This window comes from Sporosarcina sp. FSL W7-1283 (genome assembly GCF_038003105.1).
In the GTDB taxonomy this organism is placed as follows: domain Bacteria; phylum Bacillota; class Bacilli; order Bacillales_A; family Planococcaceae; genus Sporosarcina; species Sporosarcina newyorkensis.
Genome location: NZ_JBBOOL010000001.1, coordinates 2209352 through 2228687, shown reverse-complemented (window position 1 = coordinate 2228687; position 19336 = coordinate 2209352). Strand labels below are relative to the sequence as shown.

The following is a 19336-nucleotide window of genomic DNA, read 5'->3' as shown; positions in this document are numbered from 1 at the left end:
TTATCACTGAGATAAGTTGCTTGTTTTTTATAAATAGATTACGAACCATTGCGAATGACATGGAGAGCTCTCGTTAGCATTTGCTCATTCTTTTCATTGATATCTTTTTTACGTGGCACAGGCTCGTACAAATTGGGGGGGTCTTCCCATGTTTCAATCAGGGAAACAGGGGATTCCGGCTGCCATTTTTTCAACCATTCTTCAGGCAGAGCGCCGGTTGGAGCTGGAATCGCTTTCATAGTTAACCATAAGTGAGACCAAGCGCGTGGAACGACGCGCCATATATCATAACCACCTCCGCCTATTGCAATCCAACGTCCATCACAATATTCTTCTGCCAGTTCTTTGGCAACCTTTGGAATCTCTTCGTAAATCTTCATCGTTCCATACAAATGGGTTAGCGGATCAAAATAATGTGCGTCCGCACCGTTTTGTGTCAGTATCACATCAGGTTTAAAAAACTCTGCAACTTCCCGCAATGCTGTACGATAAATGTGTAAGAACGATTCGTCTTCCGTGAATGCATCCACAGGGAAATTGAACGAAGTGCCATATCCTTTACCGTTCCCACGCTCCGTTACGTTCCCGGTTCCTGGGAATAAATAACGGCCGGTTTCATGGATAGAAAATGTACAAACACTTGGATCGTCATAGAATGTCCATTGCACACCATCTCCATGATGTGCATCCGTATCGACGTAAAGCACACGGGCACCGTACTTTTCCTGCAAATATTTTATTGCAACAGAGCTGTCATTATAGATACAAAACCCTGATGCTTTGCCCTGAAAACCATGGTGTAAGCCTCCGCCTAGATTCAGAGCAAATCTTGAACGACCTTCCATCACTTCCTCAATCGCAGTGAGCGTTCCGCCGACTAGTAGTGCACTGGCTTCATGCATATTAGGGAAGAAGGGAGTATCTTCTGTTCCGATTCCATATATACTGCCAATATTTTCACTTACTTCACCTTTACTTGCTTTTTTCACAATTTCAATATACTTCGCGTCGTGAGCCAACAGTAGTTCTTCATCGGTTGCCGATCTTGGCACGACAATTTCATCTGGCTGGATCGCATGGATTTCTTCCAGTAAATCTTTAGTTAAGATAATTCGTTTTTGATTGAATGGGTGTGTCTCCGAAAACTCATAATTTAATTGGTCGGGTGAAAATATAAAACTTGCTTGTTTTTTCATAAGTTCATCTCCGGTTCGCTCGGCCAAAGAACCTGAAACCCTTCCATTTTTAAATCTTCGATGATGGAAAGGGGATTCATCCGTTTGATTCTGACAGCTAGAATTTTATATGATTCGTCATCTTGATAAGGATAGACAAGAACACTCAGCACATTGGTATTATGGTGATGAAATACTTTTGATACTTCAAAAAGAATGCCTGGTTGATTTGGGACTCTAATTTGAATATGAGAACTTGGCTGGTTCGCACCTGTCAATTCAATATAATTGTAGAGCAGATCTGTTTTGGTCAGTATACCGACGAGTTGATAATTTGATACGATAGGTAAACAACCGATTTCATATGTGTAAAATAGCAAAGCAGCTTCTTCTATAAAATCTCTTGGATGACCAATGATCAAATCAGTTTTCATAATTTTAGAAAGAGGTGTTTCATAGAGTAATGTTTCTAACTCATCGGAGAGGCTGGAAGGGGCGGCTTCTTTGACATCACGATCCGTTACCAATCCAATTAAGCGGTCATTTTCTATGATCGGTATATGTCTGATCTTTTTCTTTTGCATCAAATGGACAGCTTCTGCGATCGTATGCGTGGAATTCAACGTAATAACGTCATTCTTCATAATGTCTTGTACGAGCATCGTCATTCCTCACTTTCAGTAGTTTACCCGGTTTTTGAAACGAACTCGATCAAATTGTAGGATCGATTCTTCGTCGACTCTTTTTCCTATCCGTGCCATCAAACAATTGGCTGGGTGTGAGCATACCTCCGGATCGTCCGTTGAGAAAAACTCCATTCCGCCAGCACGCATCATTTTTTCCATGACTTTTCGGTATTCCCAAACTGTCAATCCGGTTCCTTTTAGATCCCAATGCCAATAATACTCCGTCGTGATCACGATATAATCTTCCATTGCATCGTCGATCATCGATAACTCCAGCAATGACTTTCCGATATGAGCACCCCGATAAGCTGCAGCTACTTCGACAGCACCAAGCTCAATTAAGTTGGATAATTTTGCTTCATACCATCTTTCAAGTGGATCAGGATAGAGAAAGGTCACGTAGCCGACGATCATGTCTCCGATTCTCGCGATATTGATGCGTCCTTCTGGAAATGAAGCAATTTTTACTAATGCTTCTTGTTGCTGTTTAGGTGGACGAAATGCTTTCAGTCCTTCATGGAAATTAAGCGCAGACAATTGCTCAGATGAAATAGGTCCTTCAATAATTAATTCACCTTCTTCGTGAGGAAACGATCTTGAAAAATACGTTTTTCTATGTTCCACGCAGTTCACTCCTTCCTTTTCAATTTACCCTTAAAGTTGGCAGGTAATCGCTGTGAGCCCAATATGTGCTACTCTACTTCAAGTATACAATTTATGTTGGAAAAATGCGTGTAGTTTTCAGAATATCATGAAATTGTCAATGTTATTTTTTCACAGAAAAAACCGAATTACAAAAGAATAATTGTAATTCGGTTTCATATTCAATCTGTCTTTGGTGGTTCCTGTTTCTCAGGTTCCGGTTTTTTCGGATCATCTTTGTTTTCATTGTTGTTAGAACCGCCATTAACGTTTCCATCTGTTTCAGGAGCGGGAGAACCACCATTTTCTTCAGGTTTGGTTTCCGGTGTAGTTGAATCCGGATCAGGTGTTGGTTCTGGTTCAGGCTCGGGCTCCGGCGCAGCAGTCACTGTATTGGAAGCACCTGATAATAATCCTGTAATATCAACAGCTCTTACATAGTACGACCCAGCGCCAGCCGGATAGGAAAGTGATTCGCCATCTCGGACTATACCGACGCGAACGCCATTTTGATAAATGTAATAGCCGATTACATCATTAGAAGGTGAAGCTGACCAAGTAAGGACAGAACCATTTTGACTTGCTGAAACTGAAGCTGGCGGTACATTGTCTGCAGGGAAGACGGAGCCGGAAACTACACTGCTTGAATATCCGCTTTGTCCGGAGAATAATTTCGATCCGTCTCCACCAAGTCTGCCAAGCATACGTTTAATAAATTCAGAGTTCAAGCCAACGCCGCCAGATGTCACGAATTCACGTGGTGTGGAAGGCAATGCCTGATACATTTGACCTTTCACTCGTACTCCGGCAGATGAAATGATGCTGTCATCCGCTTTCGATGGGACCATCACTTTAGAATTAAACAAATCAGCGCGCACAAGCCCTGCAGCTGAGCAGGCAGCAGAAGGAGCCATGCCCGAAATCGAACAGAATGAACGAGTTACAACGCCACTTGGACGTTTAAATGTGTCGGACGCCTTGACAATGTCAGGTCGTACGCTGTTGGCTGTATTCATCAGCTGACCGAATAATCGTGCAGTCCGTTCAGAAGGGTGCATTTGACTAGGACTGCCATTGTATAATGTTGTTTTCTGATTTTTATATCCAAGCCAAACACCGAGAGATACATTCGGATTGTAGCCAACGAGCCAAGCATCAGCATAATGCTGAGATGTACCGGTTTTGGCGGCTAAGTCTGGACGGAAATTCATGAATCCAGGAACTCTCGCCCCAGTACCAAAGCCTTTTAATACATCTCTCATCATATCGGTGACGATATATGCGGTCTCTGGACTGAATACTTCGACTGGCTCCGCTTTATGTTCGTAAACAATATTGCCTTTCATATCTTCAATGCGCTCAATCATATAGGATTCAATGAATTGACCGCCGTTGGCGAATGTTGCAAAGGCATTGGTATTTTCCTCAACTGTGACGCCGTATTTTAAACCTCCGAGTGAAGCGGATGGGTTATGGCCATCTTCTTCAATAATTTGAGAAAAATTCATTTTCCGTAGAAAATCAATCGGTTGTCTATCGATAATTTGATTGTAAAGACGTGCGGTGGATAAGTTTTGAGACCGTGCTAATGACTCGCGGGCTGAGATGATGCCCATTTCGCGATCATAGTAATTGGCAGGTTTCCAACCGTGCCAGTTGAACTTCACATCAACAACTGGACTACCTGCCCCGATAACGCCATATTCAATGGCGGGCGCATAGACAAGTAAAGGTTTGATGGAAGATCCGTTCTGTCTAAATGCTTGAGTTGAGTGATTCAACGCTTCAATTTCGTGATCGCGTCCACCGATAAATGATAGAATTCTTCCCGTATGGTTTTCGATCATTGAAGCACCGACTTGTACTGGGTTTTCTACGATATAACTTTTACCGGAATCTTCATCCGTTTTCTCAGTAGTATAAGTAAAACCGTAGTGTTGGAAATTCTTCGCTACTTCATTCATCTTGTCATATAGATCTTTATCAATTGTAGAATAAATTCGGTAGCCGTCTGTGCGCATGGATCGATCTGCAATAATCTCATACTTTTCCTGTATTTTGGAATCTTCTTCAAATCGACTAGCTTCAATACCATCTTTTTCTGCTAAGACCTTCGCAAGTATTTCGACTGTCCGATTCTGGATTTCTTGTGTAACGTAAGGGTAGCGGTCAGTTGCGCGTCTTGCAGGCTGTCTGAAATCTTTAACGATATCATAGGCAAGCGCTTCCTGATATTCTGCTTCTGTAATGTAGCCAGTATCCCTCATGCGGAATAATACCGTCTTCATTCGATTAATTCCGGGTTGCAGTTTTTCTGGTTCTTTCATCCCCTGATTCTTACTATAGAAAGGTGTGTAAGAGAAGGGGGCTTGCGGTATGCCTGCTATGTATGCAGCTTGTGGCAAATTCAGCTCGCTTGCCTTAATACCGAAAATCCCGCGTGCTGCTGTTTCAATTCCCGCAATATTTTGACCTAAGACATCTCTGCCGTATGGAATGATGTTCAGGTACGCTTCTAATATTTCATCTTTAGTCATGAAGTGCTCTAAACGCATAGCAAGTAAAATCTCTTTCGCCTTACGTTCATAAGATACTTCATTCGTTAAAATTTGGTTTTTCACGAGCTGCTGGGTCAAAGTCGAGCCGCCCGTTTGACTAGCAGAATTGGTGACATCTTGGAATACACCGCGAAAAATCGCTTTCGGCACAATCCCTGTGTGCTCATTAAAATACTCATCCTCTGTTGCGAGAACAGCATCCAATGCATATTGTGACACCTTGTCCAAAGTGATCTGCCTGCGCTCGATGTCCGAATTGATTTTCCCTAAATATACATTGTCGGCAAAATACATTTCCGATGTTTCTTCATAGGTGAAAACCGCATTGCGCAGTTCTTCTTTAGAACGCAAAGGTTCTTTCGCAACTAGTGAAGCGAAATATCCGGCACCGACAGATGTGGCGAAAACCGCGCCGATTACACCGAATATCAGTAACAATATGAATAAGTTCCAAACAACACCTGAACCGATTCGAACTTTTTTGGCCCACGGTTCTTTTTTGAGCTGTTCGAATTTACTTTCTAGTTGTTGGATCCGATTATTTTTCTCTTTATCCAAATCATTCTCCCCCTAAAAATCTTACTCATTATATCATAGATTCAACATTAAATAAGCAATTAATGTTGACTTTCATTGGAACTTGGTTAAAATGAAAGACATACGAAATTACATGTCGAAAAAACCGAAGTAATGTTAGCGATGGTCCGTATTAGAGAGGCAGCGGTTGGTGCAAGCTGCTCGGTGCGCTATACATGAATTACAGTTTTGGAGTGTACGTTTTGCGCAACGTTATCAGCGCCTTAAAGCCGGAGAGTTTCTCTCAAGCCGGGTGGTACCGCGTTATGTTTAATTTACTCAACTAGCGTCCCTGCATGATCATTTATTGATTGTGTGGGGACTTTTTGTGTTGAGCTGAGGAGGAAATGGAAAATGGCGAATGAATTAATGGAAGATTTGAGATGGAGAGGCCTGCTATACCAACAGACGAATGAAGAGGGCTTGGAAAAATTACTGACGGATGAAAAGATTGCTCTATACTGTGGTGTGGATCCAACCGCAAATAGTATGCATATTGGTCATATCGTTCCGTTATTGACATTGCGACGCTTCCAATTGCACGGACATCAGCCGATTTTATTGATCGGCGGGGCAACAGGAATGATTGGAGATCCATCTGGACGCTCTGAAGAACGCCAGCTGCAAACGACGGAACAAGTGGAAGATAATGTGCGCGGAATCAAAAAGCAATTGGAAATGATTTTTGATTTCCAATCAGATAATGGTGCGAAGCTAGTTAATAACAATGACTGGATCGGCTCAATGTCATTGATCGAATTTCTGCGTGATTACGGTAAATTATTGAGTGTCAATTACATGTTAGCGAAAGATAATGTCGCATCTCGTTTAGATCAAGGAATCTCCTATACGGAATTCTCGTACATGCTCATGCAAGGTGCGGACTTCAATCATCTATATGACCATCATAACTGCCGTGTGCAAATTGGTGGATCGGATCAGTGGGGGAATATCACGACAGGTCTTGAAGTCATACGTAAAATGCATGACGAAGAAGTAAAGGCATACGGATTTACAATTCCGCTCGTGACAAAGTCAGATGGAACGAAATTCGGAAAAACAGCGGGCGGCGCGGTTTGGCTAGATGCTAAGAAAACTTCTCCTTATGAGTTCTACCAATTTTGGATCAACGCAGCGGATGCAGATGTCGTGAAATACTTGAAAATCTTCACTTTCTTGAGCCGTGAAGAAATCGAAGCACTCGAAACTTCAGTTCAAGAAGAGCCACATTTACGTAAAGCACAAAAAACATTGGCAGAAGAAATGACACGCCTCATTCATGGAGAAGCGGCACTCGAGCAAGCCATCCGTATTTCAGCTGCTCTATTCAGCGGCGACTTGAAAGCGTTGACTGCCTCTGAAATCAAAGATGCATTTAAAGATGTGCCGACTGTTGAAATGGAGAAGGCGGATCAGAACATCGTCGATTTCATCGTTCAGGCAGGCGTGTCACCGTCGAAACGCCAAGCGCGTGAAGATGTGACAAACGGTGCGATTTCATTTAATGGGGAACGCATTACGGATACAGATTTCACAGTGGGGGCAGATCAGCGTTTAGAAGATGCCTTTACGATTGTGAGACGTGGTAAGAAGAAATATAGTATGGTGAAGTTTGTGTAATAGGTAGCTGAATTGAAAAGCAAGTGACCGTAAACGAATTGGTTTACAGTCACTTGTTTTATTTTTAAAGTGGATTGGAAAGCGTGTTCAGCATTTGGTCAGAAACAGGTTATTCACATCCGACTCCATCGCCATCACGGTCTAGGTGCTTTCCGTATCCCGGATCTCCTCGATATACAGGCGCTGCCCCTGCAGCTCTTGCAGCAGTACAATTTTTATAATAAGCAGTAGAGCTCTGTTGGCTCGGCTTTGATACACTGCTGCCAGATGATGAATCTGATTTATTACTAGCAGCATTTACAGTGGCGTTTGTATTCATGCTTGCTACCTGGCCTTTTAGGTTGCTAACTTCACTTGTCAAAGCTGTGTTCTTCGCTGTGAGATCAGTAATTTCCTGTTCAAAAGCTTTGTTGTTCTCTTCGTGAGCAGTTTGTTTTTCCGTTAACTCTTTTGTTAATTTATTGGAATCATCTAGCTTCACCACTAACTCGTCAATTTCTTTATTCGCATTCTTGTTCTCTTCTAGCAACTTCGAATTTTCTTCTATAAGTTTATTGTGTAAGGTTTGCATCTCTTCGTTCTTTGCAATCAACTCGATATTCTCTTCCTGAGCTTTCTCGAACGCAACTTGTACGCTTGTATCCACATTGAAAGCCCCAACGATAAATAATAAAAGACCTCCGATTAAAGCGGAGTAGAAAGGCTTCTTCGGTAATATACGATTACTATTCTTAATTTTCCTTACGAAATGATAAGCCAGATAAATCAATGAACCAAAAAATATAAGTAAACCTACCGCTGCAATTGCCAGCATGTTCCCACCTCAATATAATATTTAATAGAGGACTGATGAAGTCGTTACATTTATCTCAAACATAGATTGAATTACTCTAAGCGAAAAATTAAATTTGTTGGCGACCCTTTTTCACTCCAAACTCTTTCCAACTTATATGAAACTTGTCTATGTATCCACCATCCTTGTTATATATCGTTATCCTATCTGTTTCTTTAAGTGACTTCTGAAAAGTTTCTGAAGTTATATTTAACGTAGTAGGTGTTCTTTAAAGAATGTATATCGAGGGTTAATAATATTATTAAGCAGAAACTCGTGAGGAGAAGAACTATTTCCCCTGAGTAATCAATAAAAAGTATAATGCATCAAACATAAGAACGACTGTGTTATAAATGAGGACGGAAGTTTACGAGACGAGCATTGGGGCCTTATAAAAAAGGATTATTATTGATAATTACAGAGGGAGGTACAGCGACGTTTGCTAAAGAACGTTTAAAAGTGTATTTTGGTGAAGGTATTAAATGAAGGTTTTTTCTTTCACTTATCGTATTAAATAAAGAGGGAGGGATTAATCATGACAAACGAAGAAGTAACTAAACTATCAGATATGCTGTTACAAAGCCTTTATGATTATCATTTTGCGAATAATGGAGGAAGCTACACTTTGCCAAAAGCAATGCTGAATGCCGATGCGAATAGTAAACTGGCTATTGACTATCTTATCGAAAATGAATATGCCGTAGATAGTGGGAAAGGGTCGGATAATTTAGTTTTGTCCATAACGCCGAAAGGTATGGAATATGTAAAGAGCAAATAAGCGATTAATAGGGGCGTCCGTCTTGGGCGTTCTATTTATTTTATTTAAAAAGAGAGAAGTGGGCGGGGATGGATAGCAGTAGGGGACAGTGTTTATTGCTTAAAGAAGTGATTTCAAAACAATAAAGCCAATCAAATCGAATTTTTATTTGTTCTGACTGGCTTTATAAAGATCTGAGATTTTGATTAATAAATATTCCTCCCTCTAATTAAGCAGCTTGATCAAAGTAACTATTAAGCAATACATCTAATTCTTGACTGCATTTTACTACTAGCGGATGTGTGAACCCTAAATTTTCAGCTTTTTTATACATGTCCTTTCTTTTTACTTCAATTTTACGTTTTAATATTTTCTTTAACAAGAAACTTATCATTATAATCCCTCTCATCCAATATTTTTAGCTTTCTTCATCTGGGGCGTTTGATTGAGATGAAACAACCTTTTCTATATTAGCCTACCCATAATGTAAAGAGTGTCGATTTATGCGTAAAAAAGTGATTTCATAATAATGTCATAAACAATGAGTTTTGTGTAAAATAAACCGATTTTGTCTTGACTTTTATCAACCCTTTAGTTTTTGATTTCGAAGATGGAGAATGAAGGTTTTTGATTAAGTTGGGGGATAGGCTTTCATCTAATAATGTTACGCAATTTGCAGACAAAACGACGGAAGTGACACAAAATATGTAGTGGAATTAACTATTTTATATATGAAAGAAGAGACCAATCTCATTGATCTCTTCTTTGTAATATTTTTTTAGCCTAAAAATTTAAAAAATAATAATGAGCTATTTGGAACTGTCCATTTAATTTTCTGGAGGGTCTGCTTGAATAAAGTAGTTAGGAGTTAAAATGTCATTGCTATATGGTTTATGGTAAATGTCAGTTGTTGCTGGTGATAGTGGTGGAATAAGCCATGCCCAATTACCTGTGATAAGTCGACCATTTTTTCTTTCGTTTTCTTCAAAAATCTTAAATTGTTTTGCAGCTGTATGATGGTCGACAAGCGTTACGTGTTCTTTTTGATAAGAATGTATTACTGCGATATTTAATTCAATTAAAGCTTTGTCGATCCACAGCGAGCTGTTTGACTTAGTGTCTAATTCCATTATTTCGGCAACTTTTGGCAGTAAATTATAACGGTCTTGATCGGCTAAGTTTCTTGCTCCAATTTCTGTGCCCATATACCAACCATTAAATGGGGCCATAGGATAATCAACGCCGCCTATTTCCAAACGCATGTTTGAGATGATTGGAACGGCATACCATTTTACACCCAGCTTATTAAAATCATCAAGCTGCGGATGAGTTATCGGCACTTCTTTAATAATTTCATGGGGGACTTCAAATAATTTAGGTTTTTTTCCTATTTCCTGAATGACTAGAGGGAGGATATCAAAGTGGGTATTATCCCCTTTCCATCCCATTCTTTGGCACATTTTTGTCAATTTGATAGATGTTGAATCACCAATTACTTTATCGCCCTCTTTGTATCCGGCATAACGTAGTAATTGATGGTTCCAAATTCTAATAGGATCTTCTCCATTTTTTCGAGGTGCAAAAATCGTAATGGTAGATCGGATTTTCCCACCGTTTGTAGCAAAATCAATATGATTAACTAATTTTTCATATGCATCTTCTGCTGTAAGTGCATCTCGAGCATCAAAAATATGCAATGTGTTCCAGAGTAATCGACCAATACAACGATTGCTATTGCGCCAAGCCATTTTTGCTCCGTGCGTTAACTCAAAAGTCTTATGTGAATATGTTCCGGTAGTATTTATTTCATTTTTAATTTCTTCAATTCGCTTCAATTGATTTTCTTTAGATATATTGAGTTCATCGTAACAATGATTAATAAATTGTGTTGCTTCCATTAGCAATTTATTTGTTTTAGTAGATTGAACCATTAGCATCAACTCCTTACATTGAGCTTAACACGAATATAAGAGGGGGATGACTAAACAATTTGTAGATTCATTGAATTGTTCAATTTGGAAAGATGTGAATGAAACATGAGGGTTAAACGAATTTGATACACATTTCGAAGAAAAGAGGAGTAGACGAAGAAATGAACCAAAAATCCCTAAGGGATGCCTGATCATCTATCGGGTTGAAACCTATGACATTGACGGTAAGCTCTTCTGCATGGTGACAGGAGATGCGGGCATCAGGCGGCATGATATCGCTGTCTACATCTTGGAGGATGTGCAAACGAGCATAAGAATGCAGGTAACAGAATATATAGCAGGCCACTATTATAGTGTTTATGTGAATGTTTTTCTCCATATATTTTACAAACTACGAATAATAAATCAAAGTAAGGGCAAAATGATACAAGCATACTTAGATTGGAGAGATTAACTTGAAAGAGAAAAAGTATATTATTCCACTTATGTCGGTTATTTTATCTGCTGGATTTTTATTTGGCTGCAATGGAGTAGATGAAAACGAACCGGATCCGACAGAGGAACCTTCGGAACAGCGTCAAGATGAGAATAACCAGTAAAGTATGTGGCACCGTTTAGGCGGTGCTTTTTCTATGCCTAAACAAACTACTCCGAAATAGAAAAAACCCTGAAACAATGCCACTAGGCAGTTTCAGGGTTTTTACTAAATGTTCTAATCAACGAGAGTAGAATTCAACGATCAATGCTTCGTTGATTTCAGCAGCCAATTCGCTGCGCTCTGGAAGGCGAACGAACGTGCCTTTTTTAGAATCTTTGTCGAAAGTCACATAGTCAGGAACAAAGCTGCTCACTTCTAGCGCTTCTTCAACAGCAGTTAAGTTTTGAGATTTCTCGCGAAGAGAGATTTCAGAACCAGGTTTTACAGCGAAAGATGGGATATCTACGCGTTTGCCGTCTACTAGTACGTGACCGTGGTTGACCAATTGGCGAGCTGCGCGACGAGTGCGAGCAAGACCCATGCGGTATACAACGTTATCTAAACGAGTTTCAAGAAGAATCATGAAGTTTTCACCGTGAATTCCCTGCATTTTACCTGCTTTGTTGAAAAGCGTGCGGAATTGACGTTCGTTTACACCGTACATGAAACGTAGTTTTTGTTTTTCTTGTAATTGCATTCCGTATTCGGAAAGTTTTTTACGTTGGTTAGGACCGTGTTGTCCTGGTGCGTATGGACGCTTTTCAATTTCTTTACCTGTGCCGGTTAGTGAGATACCAAGACGGCGTGACAGTTTCCATGATGGACCTGTATATCGAGCCATGAGAGACTCCTCCTCTGTTGGTTTTATTTTGTTGTAAAATAAGACCAGATATGTTCAATCCATTTGCCATTCTATTATCTTGCATCTTCGCCTCTGCAGCCCCGAGGTTACGCGATACACCTTTATAAAGGAATAGACTGGACACAATGGAACACATAACTGCTGCAACTATTTTACACAAAGAATAGCATACCAATTAATTAGTCCTAGGTCAAGCTTTATACATATGGAGGAAGTTTAGAGAAACGATTCTTTCACTTTTCGAGAATTCGCGTTACACTGAAAATAGTATAACGAAAATACGCTTTCATATGATTAATTGAATAAGGTAGTAGAAGGAGGAATCAACATGCAAAAGAATAACAACTGGCATAAAGAAACGGCAATGATTCATGAAGGGTATAATAGTAAAGAGCATCAAGGTAGTCTCGCTGTACCTTTATATCAAACGGCAACCTATGTATTTGATTCGGCCGAGCAAGGTGAGAGGCGATTTGCAGGTGAAGAGAGTGGTAATATTTATTCACGTTTAGGAAACCCGACTGTTGGTGTACTGGAGGAACGGATTGCTAGAATGGAAGAAGGTTCAGCGGGACTGGCTTTTACATCGGGAATGGCAGCTGTTAGTGCAGTGCTCGTCCATGTTACAAAGGCGAATGATCATGTGCTTTGTTCTCGCGGAATTTATGGATGCACCTTTGGTTTATTAAAAATAATGCAGGAAAAATACAGTATCACACATAATCTAATTTCCATGGCGACAGAAGAAGAAATTGAAAAAGCGGTAACGCCTGAAACGGTATGTATATATGTAGAAACTCCAATTAATCCGACGATGGAGCTGGTGGATTTGCAGGCTGTCGTCAATGTTGCCAAACGTCATGGCTTGAAAGTGATCGTAGACAATACATTCTGTTCGCCTTATATCCAAACACCTCTGACATTCGGGGCAGACTTTGTGTTGCATAGTGCAACGAAATATTTGAATGGTCATGGGGATGTAATCGCAGGATTATTGGTAGGGAAAGATCAAGAAGAAATAGCGACTATTCGCAGTACTGTTCAAAAAGATTATGGTGGCGTGATTTCGCCATTTGATGCTTGGTTATTGCTGCGGGGAATCAAAACGTTGCCTGTGCGTATGGACAGACATTCTGCCAACGCCAAGATTCTCTTTGATTATCTGAAAAAACAACCGAAAGTAGAAGAAGTCTTTTATCCATTTGATGATCGACATTCACAGTATGAGATTGCGAAGAAGCAAATGAAAATGGGTGGAGGATTGATTTCCTTTACGATTAAAGGTGGTAAAAAGGAAGCACAGCAGTTGCTGAATAAACTGGAGCTTGTGAAATTGGCCGTTAGTTTAGGTGATGCGGAAACATTGATGCAACATCCCGCGACAATGACACATTCAGGAATACCAAAAGCAGAACGAGAAAAAATGGGCGTTACGGACTCCTTGCTTCGGTTATCTGTAGGACTAGAACATATGGATGATGTGATAGCTGATCTCGAACAAGCATTACACTCTATTTAATGAAGAAATGAAGAGAGGTTGCCGTGGAAGGTCTTTCCGTGGCAACCTTTTCGTTACACAAAAAAACGCCCGAAGTGAAAAAAAATTTTCGGGCGGTTCTGTTTACTGTATAAAATTGTGGAAGGGCTGCCTCTTTTGGAAGCAGCCCTTACTTTTGATAACTTACCAGTTTATTATGTTGGATCTCTCTATATCATAAGTGTGTTGGTTTCTATACATCATGTAGAATCTGAATAAACCGTATTTGCCGCGGTTGTTGTTCTACTGGTTGTTTTACTTAAGCAACGCAAACCCTACCTACTTTTGCGTCCTTGCGACCCTATAGTCGCGCCAGTGATGAATAAGTGTTCCGAAAAACATCTGCAGAACGCCATTTATTGTGTCAGATCAGTTATCAATACCAAATACTTATTATATACCATATATCATTACATGTCAACCGAATTGTAAATAGTCAAGATGGACGGAGTTTACATTTAGATGAAAGGGGAACAAATAAATTAGAGCCTGCGCTGTTAAAAGGCAGGAAAATTTGAACTGGAGGGATTAGGATGAACGTAGAAATTGTTAATGAATTTCCACATGAATTTTTGAGGGAGCAAGCGGAGCTATGTATCTCAATCTATCAACCGACCCACCGTTATCGTCCTGAAAATCAGCAAGATCCAATACGATTTAAAAATTTATTACAAAAAGTACATGAAGAACTAGAAAAAGAATATCCTGCGAATGAAGTGAAGGGCTTACTTGAGCCACTTGAAAAGCTAGTAGGCGAGAGGCCATTCTGGGCTCATGCAGGAGATGGACTAGCGTTATTTGCGACGAAAGATCGTTGTATTGCCTATAGACTCCAACGGCCCGTTCCTGAATTGGCAATCGTTTCAAAAAGCTTCCATATCAAGCCTCTCATCCGAGTATTCCAATCGGCAGATCGCTATCATTTATTAGGAGTCAATCGACAACAGTTTAAATTGTTTGAAGGAAATCGCTACGGTGTAGAAGAAGTGGAAATACCTGAAGGATTGGCAAAAACTAAAGCGGAAGCAATCGGTGATCAAGTGACCGAATCATACTTAGGTGCAGGTGATTCAAGTGGAGCTGCCGGAACCGCAATGATGCATGGGCATGGAAGTAAAAAAGACGAAATCGATATAGATATTGAGCGTTATTTCCGCTATGTCGACCGAACGGTTGCAGAGCATTACTCCAAACCAAGTGGATTGCCTTTATATTTGGTCACGTTGACAGAGTACCATACGCCTTTTAAAGAACTGAGCCACAACCCGCACTTGCAGCAAATCGGAATCAAATCTGATTTTGAAGCACTGAGTTTAGAACAATTACGAAAAACCGCATGGGAATGCATTGAACCAAATTATTTAGAAAAAACAAAGAAACTAGTAGATAGTTTTGAGAACGCAAGGTCTAATGGTCAAGGCTCTGAAAAAATAGAGCAAGTTGTTCAAGCCGCCAGTGAAGATCGGATTAGTCGTCTTATGTTAGAAGACGGTCGTTTGTACCCAGGTAGAATTAATTTGGATACAGGAGAAATTCAGACAGAAAACCTGAAGAATACAGCTGTTGATGATGTGATGGACGACTTGGCTGAAATTGTTTTTAAAAGCGGCGGGGAAGTAGTCGTCTTGCCAGAAGAGCGAATGCCTGTCGATACCGGAATAGCGGCAATTTATAGATGGTAATGAAAAGCCGGTTGGGAAAATGTTCTCGACCGGCATTTTGTAGAATTATTCATTTTCTAAAAGTTCTTTTGCGGCAGACAAAGCATTTTGAACACGCGGAAAGCCGACGTAAGGTATTAGTTGCATAATGCATTCGACGATTTCTGTTTTAGTCAAACCAACCGTCAATGCTCGTTTTACATGTGTCTTAATCTGTGGTTCTGTACCTTGCGTCACAAGAGAAGCAAGCGTCACCAACTGTCGCTGTTTACTATCTAATCCAGGCCTAGAATAGATTTCTCCATAACCAAACTCTACGATGTACTTTCGTAAATCAGGTGCTAGATCTTTTAATGTATCGGACGTCATCATCCGTTCTGCTTCTTCCTCGCTAACATATTCTTTGATTTTGCGTAAACCTTGTTCCAAACGATCTGTCGACATAATGTTCCCATCCTTTTTCTATTATTTTCTAATAAATTATAGAGTTAGTATAGCATAGTCCGAATGTACTCTAAACAAATGGAGATTTTTTGCTTATAAAGGAAGTGAGCAGTTTATATTAGTTAGGTGAAAAGATAGTGGGCACAAAGTCGCGAAGTGTGTAGAGGAAGTTTGAAAGGCAGGCTGAATAGGTATAGATGAATAGAGCGGAAAACAATTATTTGGAGGTTTTACAAATGGAAAAGTTTTTCTTAGAAAATGCAGTACAAGCAAAAAAGAAGATTGAAGAGCTAGTGACTCAAGGCTACACACATGACGATATTTATATATTCGCACACAATCAGGATCGCGAAGACAAAATCGCAGATGCGTTAGATTCTGAACAAGTTGGAATGGGGGAGATGGGCTTCCTTAATAAAATGAAGAATATGTTTACTTCTCGTGGAGATACATTACGCAGTGAAATGCAATCAGTTGGATTGACTGAAGCTGAAGCGCAAGAAGGCGAAAGCGAGCTTGATAAAGGCAGACTTTTACTCGTAGCAAAACGATAAAAAAATAAAAAGTCGGTGAAGGACAAGTCCTTTGCCGACTTTTTTTATACTCATAAATTATCCAATGCTTCATAGTAGGCGTCAATCGGAATGAAAAGCCCCACTTTTCCATGGTTGTCTTCGTTTAAAGTAGCAAAAATAATACCGATTACTTCATCTTCATTATTGATCACCGGACTACCACTATTGCCGCGATAAACTGGGGCACGGATCATCACGACAGGGCGGTCCCAATCAGGCAATTGAATATAATCAAGTATATACCCTTTATTGGCTATGCCTGAAAAACTTAAAGGGTTGCCAATGAATGTGATAGCTTCATGTTCATCAAAATGGGTTTGTTCGGCCAACACTAAATAGGGAAGATCCTCTCCCCGCACTTCTAAAATAGCGAGGTCAATGTCTGGGAAAGTACGAGTGACTGTGGCGGAATATCGCTGTCCCTCAGGGAAAAAGACCATAACCGATTCATTCCCTTCGATCACGTGATAATTTGTAAGGATTGTACCTTTATCACTAATAGAAAATCCAGTCCCTTTACCATCCCCGGTTGAGACGACAACAACAGCTTCTTTATATGCAGCAACTTGCGGGTTTCTTGAGAGTTCAGATGAGGTCTTTAAAAATTCAATTGCTGGTATCGAAAAAATTTGAAATACAATAGCGAATGTGCTGACTGCCAATGTTGTCGCCATGATCCAAAACATCCATTTTGGAAATGGGCGGTATACGCGGCGTTCGTTCTTTTCAGTAGCTGCTTTTTCAAGCGCTTCACGTTGCGCTTCCAGCACTAGTTCTTGTAGCTCTTCATCATCCAAGTCTTCATGCAAAGGATCTTTAGAATCCACTCATTCCACCTCTTTCTACTAAGTAGTTTACCAGAAACTGAATGAAAAATACTGTACCGCACCTCTGACCTAATAATGTGAACGAGGAAGAGTGATTCTGTTTGATTTCTTGTCTTTGAAAGTCGATTAATCAGAAATTTGAGATAATATTAGTAGAAAAGCTTCTTTTTATGATATAATAGAAATGGAGATAAAGGACTATTGATTTGGAGGTGAGAGTGTGAAAAGGTCTGTTACGATCCAAGCAGAGACTGTAGAGCAGGCGTTAGAGCAAGCGCTTCAGGTATTGGGGCTCACATTGGATGAAGTGTCTGTTCGAGTAAATCGACCTGCTGGAACATCCATGTTCAGACTGAAAAAAGTTTTAGCAGAAGTCTCAGTTACAGAAGTGGAAGAAAAGAAAGAAAAAATTATGGAAAACCAATCTGTCGTACGAATTCACAACGGACAACTGGAAGCGCACTTTGAAGATCAGAAATATCCGATGATTATTCCGTCCGCTGGGACCGAATTAAGAATTAACGATGATATTGTGGCACGGCGTACAATTCTTTTACCCACAGATCAAATCGTTTGCAAAGCAAAAGCAGAAAAGCTAGATCCTCAGTTCGTCATTCAATTAAAGGATGACGACATGATCGCAAAGGCTATCGTGACACCGGGAAAAACGATTACACGTACATTGATGGATACACAGTGGGAAACGGTTCTGAATATCCAAGTAACAGAAGAAACGCAAAACTTTAACGAATTAAAAACAGAGAGCTTTGTGGATGAACTGAGAAAAATGGGGATTGAGAACGGTTTATGTATGGATGCTATAAAAGAAGCGGCAAATTCATTGGAAGTTAAAGAATTCGTCGTGGCAAAAGGGACTGCGCCAATTGAAAGTAAAAATGCTGCGCTGGTTATTCATTTAAAATTTGATAAAGAACAAGCAGAGGAGCATGAACGAGTAGATTATCGGGAGCAAGATCCCATCCCTACTGTTCAAGCTGGTCAGTTGATCGCAACATATAGTCCACCGGTGGAAGGAATCGCGGGGAAGAGTTTATTTGATGAAGAAAGGCCGGTAAAACCGCCGCAGGAAATCATAATGCGATCGGGTCGGCATGTGAAAGTTTTTCAAAATAAAGTTTATGCAAAAATTGATGGAAGACCCGTAATAGAATGGCGCGGGAAATTGGTGAAAATAGATGTTAATCGAGAATATAGACATTCTGCTGACGTTAATTTGGAGAGCGGAAATATTTATTTTGATGGGGATGTCTGGATTGGCGGCAGTATACATCCCTCAATGTTTGTCGCAGCGTCTGGGTCGATTACGATCATAAAAAACAGCACGAAGGCTTCCATACGAGGAACAAAATCAGTATTTATTAAAGGAAGTATTTTTTCTTCCACTGTTACGGTTGGGATACAGGAAAAAGTGATTTCGATGTTGTTGAAAGATCTTGAAGAAGTTCTTTCCTATTTACGTAATATCGAATTGGCGCTTGTTCAAATATTTACATTACGTGGCGAGAAAGCGGAAGAAATAGCGCCATTTATTTTGAAACAAGCGATTCAACTTTTATTAAAACAGAAATATAGTGATTTCATGCAATTAAACAAACAGTTTATTCAAGTTGTCAAGAACCATTCGAGACGATTGGAGAAAGAATGGCTGGAACTTTCCGAGCGGCTGTATCTATTATTTGCCGATCCGCTGAGAGAAGAACAAACAACCATCTCTTATTTGCGACAATTAATAGATGATGCGGACGTGTTGCTTCAAATATATAATGAAGAGAGTCGGCCTGAATCGGTATTGCAAGCCTCCTTTGCGCTGAATAGCATATTATATAGCAACGGGAAAATCCATATTATGTCGAAAGGTGTCTACAACTGTTCAATTACTGCATTACATGACATTGCCATCAAAGGTGTTTGTCGTGGCGGCGAAGTAATTGGCAGAAGACATATTGACCTAGATGAAACAGGTTCTGCTGCTGGCGTGAAGACGAATATCCAAACTGATGAGGTTGGAGAAATTCGGATTGGAACAGCACATCCAGGAACTGTCATTCAAATTGGAAATCAGCGATATGAGTTTTTCGCTCTCAGGCATCATGTTACCGCAATGCTGAACTCCGAAGGATTTTTGACGATTACCTGATCCATTACACCGAGATG

General features: G+C 40.2%; 17 protein-coding genes. 7 read left to right on the top strand and 10 right to left on the bottom strand.

Annotated elements, in window-relative coordinates:
* Positions 1 to 38: 38 nt before the first annotated feature.
* From MKY93_RS10980 to MKY93_RS10965, 4 genes are all read right to left on the bottom strand, one after another.
* Positions 39 to 1196 (bottom strand): acetoin utilization protein AcuC, encoded by a 1158-nt coding sequence (locus MKY93_RS10980; protein ID WP_340759073.1) that lies wholly within the window; start codon positions 1194 to 1196, stop codon positions 39 to 41.
* Entirely contained in the window at positions 1193 to 1837 is a 645-nt protein-coding gene (locus MKY93_RS10975) for an acetoin utilization AcuB family protein (protein ID WP_078816919.1), read from the bottom strand. The genes MKY93_RS10980 and MKY93_RS10975 overlap by 4 nt, the downstream gene beginning before the upstream one ends.
* Before the next feature lie 15 nt (positions 1838 to 1852).
* Positions 1853 to 2485: a GNAT family N-acetyltransferase gene (locus tag MKY93_RS10970; protein WP_221836379.1), complete on the bottom strand. Its 633-nt coding sequence runs from the start codon at positions 2483 to 2485 to the stop codon at positions 1853 to 1855.
* A 200-nt stretch (positions 2486 to 2685) separates the two neighbouring features.
* A complete protein-coding gene (locus MKY93_RS10965) occupies positions 2686 to 5619 on the bottom strand; it encodes a transglycosylase domain-containing protein (RefSeq protein WP_340759072.1) in 2934 nt (977 codons plus the stop codon).
* A 372-nt stretch (positions 5620 to 5991) separates the two neighbouring features.
* Between MKY93_RS10965 and tyrS the strand changes: the two genes are divergently transcribed.
* On the top strand, positions 5992 to 7257 hold the full coding sequence (gene tyrS / locus MKY93_RS10960) for a tyrosine--tRNA ligase (protein ID WP_340759071.1): 1266 nt from the start codon (positions 5992 to 5994) through the stop codon (positions 7255 to 7257).
* 109 nt (positions 7258 to 7366) lie between these two features.
* Here tyrS and MKY93_RS10955 read toward each other — a convergent pair whose 3' ends face one another.
* A complete protein-coding gene (locus tag MKY93_RS10955; protein ID WP_340759070.1) occupies positions 7367 to 8071 on the bottom strand; it encodes an excalibur calcium-binding domain-containing protein in 705 nt (234 codons plus the stop codon).
* Between the two features lie 553 nt (positions 8072 to 8624).
* Between MKY93_RS10955 and MKY93_RS10950 the strand changes: the two genes are divergently transcribed.
* Positions 8625 to 8867, top strand: coding sequence for a hypothetical protein (locus MKY93_RS10950; RefSeq protein WP_221836384.1), 243 nt, complete (start codon positions 8625 to 8627; stop codon positions 8865 to 8867).
* A 208-nt stretch (positions 8868 to 9075) separates the two neighbouring features.
* Here the strand turns inward: MKY93_RS10950 and MKY93_RS10945 are convergent, their stop codons facing one another.
* Both MKY93_RS10945 and MKY93_RS10940 read right to left on the bottom strand, forming a co-directional pair.
* Entirely contained in the window at positions 9076 to 9240 is a 165-nt protein-coding gene (locus tag MKY93_RS10945; protein WP_078816915.1) for an aspartyl-phosphate phosphatase Spo0E family protein, read from the bottom strand.
* Positions 9241 to 9673: 433 nt separating this feature from the next.
* Complete coding sequence (locus MKY93_RS10940) at positions 9674 to 10777, bottom strand: nitric oxide synthase oxygenase (RefSeq protein WP_340759069.1); 1104 nt, start codon at positions 10775 to 10777, stop codon at positions 9674 to 9676.
* 455 nt (positions 10778 to 11232) lie between these two features.
* On the opposite strand from MKY93_RS10940, the gene MKY93_RS10935 reads away from it, so the two are divergent.
* On the top strand, positions 11233 to 11376 hold the full coding sequence (locus MKY93_RS10935) for a hypothetical protein (RefSeq protein WP_176132486.1): 144 nt from the start codon (positions 11233 to 11235) through the stop codon (positions 11374 to 11376).
* 117 nt (positions 11377 to 11493) lie between these two features.
* Here MKY93_RS10935 and rpsD read toward each other — a convergent pair whose 3' ends face one another.
* Complete coding sequence (gene rpsD / locus MKY93_RS10930; protein ID WP_078816901.1) at positions 11494 to 12096, bottom strand: 30S ribosomal protein S4; 603 nt, start codon at positions 12094 to 12096, stop codon at positions 11494 to 11496.
* 349 nt (positions 12097 to 12445) lie between these two features.
* Between rpsD and megL the strand changes: the two genes are divergently transcribed.
* Both megL and MKY93_RS10920 read left to right on the top strand, forming a co-directional pair.
* Positions 12446 to 13636: a methionine gamma-lyase gene (gene megL / locus MKY93_RS10925; protein WP_340759068.1), complete on the top strand. Its 1191-nt coding sequence runs from the start codon at positions 12446 to 12448 to the stop codon at positions 13634 to 13636.
* A 551-nt stretch (positions 13637 to 14187) separates the two neighbouring features.
* Positions 14188 to 15336 carry a baeRF3 domain-containing protein gene (locus MKY93_RS10920; RefSeq protein WP_221836408.1) on the top strand — a complete coding sequence of 383 codons (1149 nt, stop codon included), beginning with the start codon at positions 14188 to 14190 and terminating at the stop codon, positions 15334 to 15336.
* Positions 15337 to 15381: 45 nt separating this feature from the next.
* Here MKY93_RS10920 and MKY93_RS10915 read toward each other — a convergent pair whose 3' ends face one another.
* A complete protein-coding gene (locus MKY93_RS10915) occupies positions 15382 to 15759 on the bottom strand; it encodes a carboxymuconolactone decarboxylase family protein (protein WP_078816898.1) in 378 nt (125 codons plus the stop codon).
* 236 nt (positions 15760 to 15995) lie between these two features.
* On the opposite strand from MKY93_RS10915, the gene MKY93_RS10910 reads away from it, so the two are divergent.
* Entirely contained in the window at positions 15996 to 16313 is a 318-nt protein-coding gene (locus tag MKY93_RS10910) for a general stress protein (RefSeq protein WP_245799438.1), read from the top strand.
* A 50-nt stretch (positions 16314 to 16363) separates the two neighbouring features.
* Here the strand turns inward: MKY93_RS10910 and MKY93_RS10905 are convergent, their stop codons facing one another.
* Positions 16364 to 17161: a S1C family serine protease gene (locus tag MKY93_RS10905; protein WP_340759067.1), complete on the bottom strand. Its 798-nt coding sequence runs from the start codon at positions 17159 to 17161 to the stop codon at positions 16364 to 16366.
* Positions 17162 to 17381: 220 nt separating this feature from the next.
* On the opposite strand from MKY93_RS10905, the gene MKY93_RS10900 reads away from it, so the two are divergent.
* Positions 17382 to 19319 carry a DUF342 domain-containing protein gene (locus MKY93_RS10900; RefSeq protein WP_340759066.1) on the top strand — a complete coding sequence of 646 codons (1938 nt, stop codon included), beginning with the start codon at positions 17382 to 17384 and terminating at the stop codon, positions 19317 to 19319.
* Positions 19320 to 19336: the final 17 nt, after the last annotated feature.

What these genes read in the sequence shown, in the direction of transcription:
- MKY93_RS10910 (WP_245799438.1), top strand. Translation starts at nt 15,996, where the DNA reads ATGGAAAAGTTTTTCTTAGAAAATGCAGTACAAGCAAAAAAGAAGATT.
- MKY93_RS10920 (WP_221836408.1), top strand. Translation starts at nt 14,188, where the DNA reads ATGAACGTAGAAATTGTTAATGAATTTCCACATGAATTTTTGAGGGAG.
- rpsD (WP_078816901.1), bottom strand. Translation starts at nt 12,096, where the DNA reads ATGGCTCGATATACAGGTCCATCATGGAAACTGTCACGCCGTCTTGGT.
- MKY93_RS10980 (WP_340759073.1), bottom strand. Translation starts at nt 1,196, where the DNA reads ATGAAAAAACAAGCAAGTTTTATATTTTCACCCGACCAATTAAATTAT.
- MKY93_RS10950 (WP_221836384.1), top strand. Translation starts at nt 8,625, where the DNA reads ATGACAAACGAAGAAGTAACTAAACTATCAGATATGCTGTTACAAAGC.
- MKY93_RS10940 (WP_340759069.1), bottom strand. Translation starts at nt 10,777, where the DNA reads ATGGTTCAATCTACTAAAACAAATAAATTGCTAATGGAAGCAACACAA.
- MKY93_RS10955 (WP_340759070.1), bottom strand. Translation starts at nt 8,071, where the DNA reads ATGCTGGCAATTGCAGCGGTAGGTTTACTTATATTTTTTGGTTCATTG.
- MKY93_RS10945 (WP_078816915.1), bottom strand. Translation starts at nt 9,240, where the DNA reads ATGATAAGTTTCTTGTTAAAGAAAATATTAAAACGTAAAATTGAAGTA.
- MKY93_RS10915 (WP_078816898.1), bottom strand. Translation starts at nt 15,759, where the DNA reads ATGTCGACAGATCGTTTGGAACAAGGTTTACGCAAAATCAAAGAATAT.
- tyrS (WP_340759071.1), top strand. Translation starts at nt 5,992, where the DNA reads ATGGCGAATGAATTAATGGAAGATTTGAGATGGAGAGGCCTGCTATAC.
- megL (WP_340759068.1), top strand. Translation starts at nt 12,446, where the DNA reads ATGCAAAAGAATAACAACTGGCATAAAGAAACGGCAATGATTCATGAA.
- MKY93_RS10975 (WP_078816919.1), bottom strand. Translation starts at nt 1,837, where the DNA reads ATGCTCGTACAAGACATTATGAAGAATGACGTTATTACGTTGAATTCC.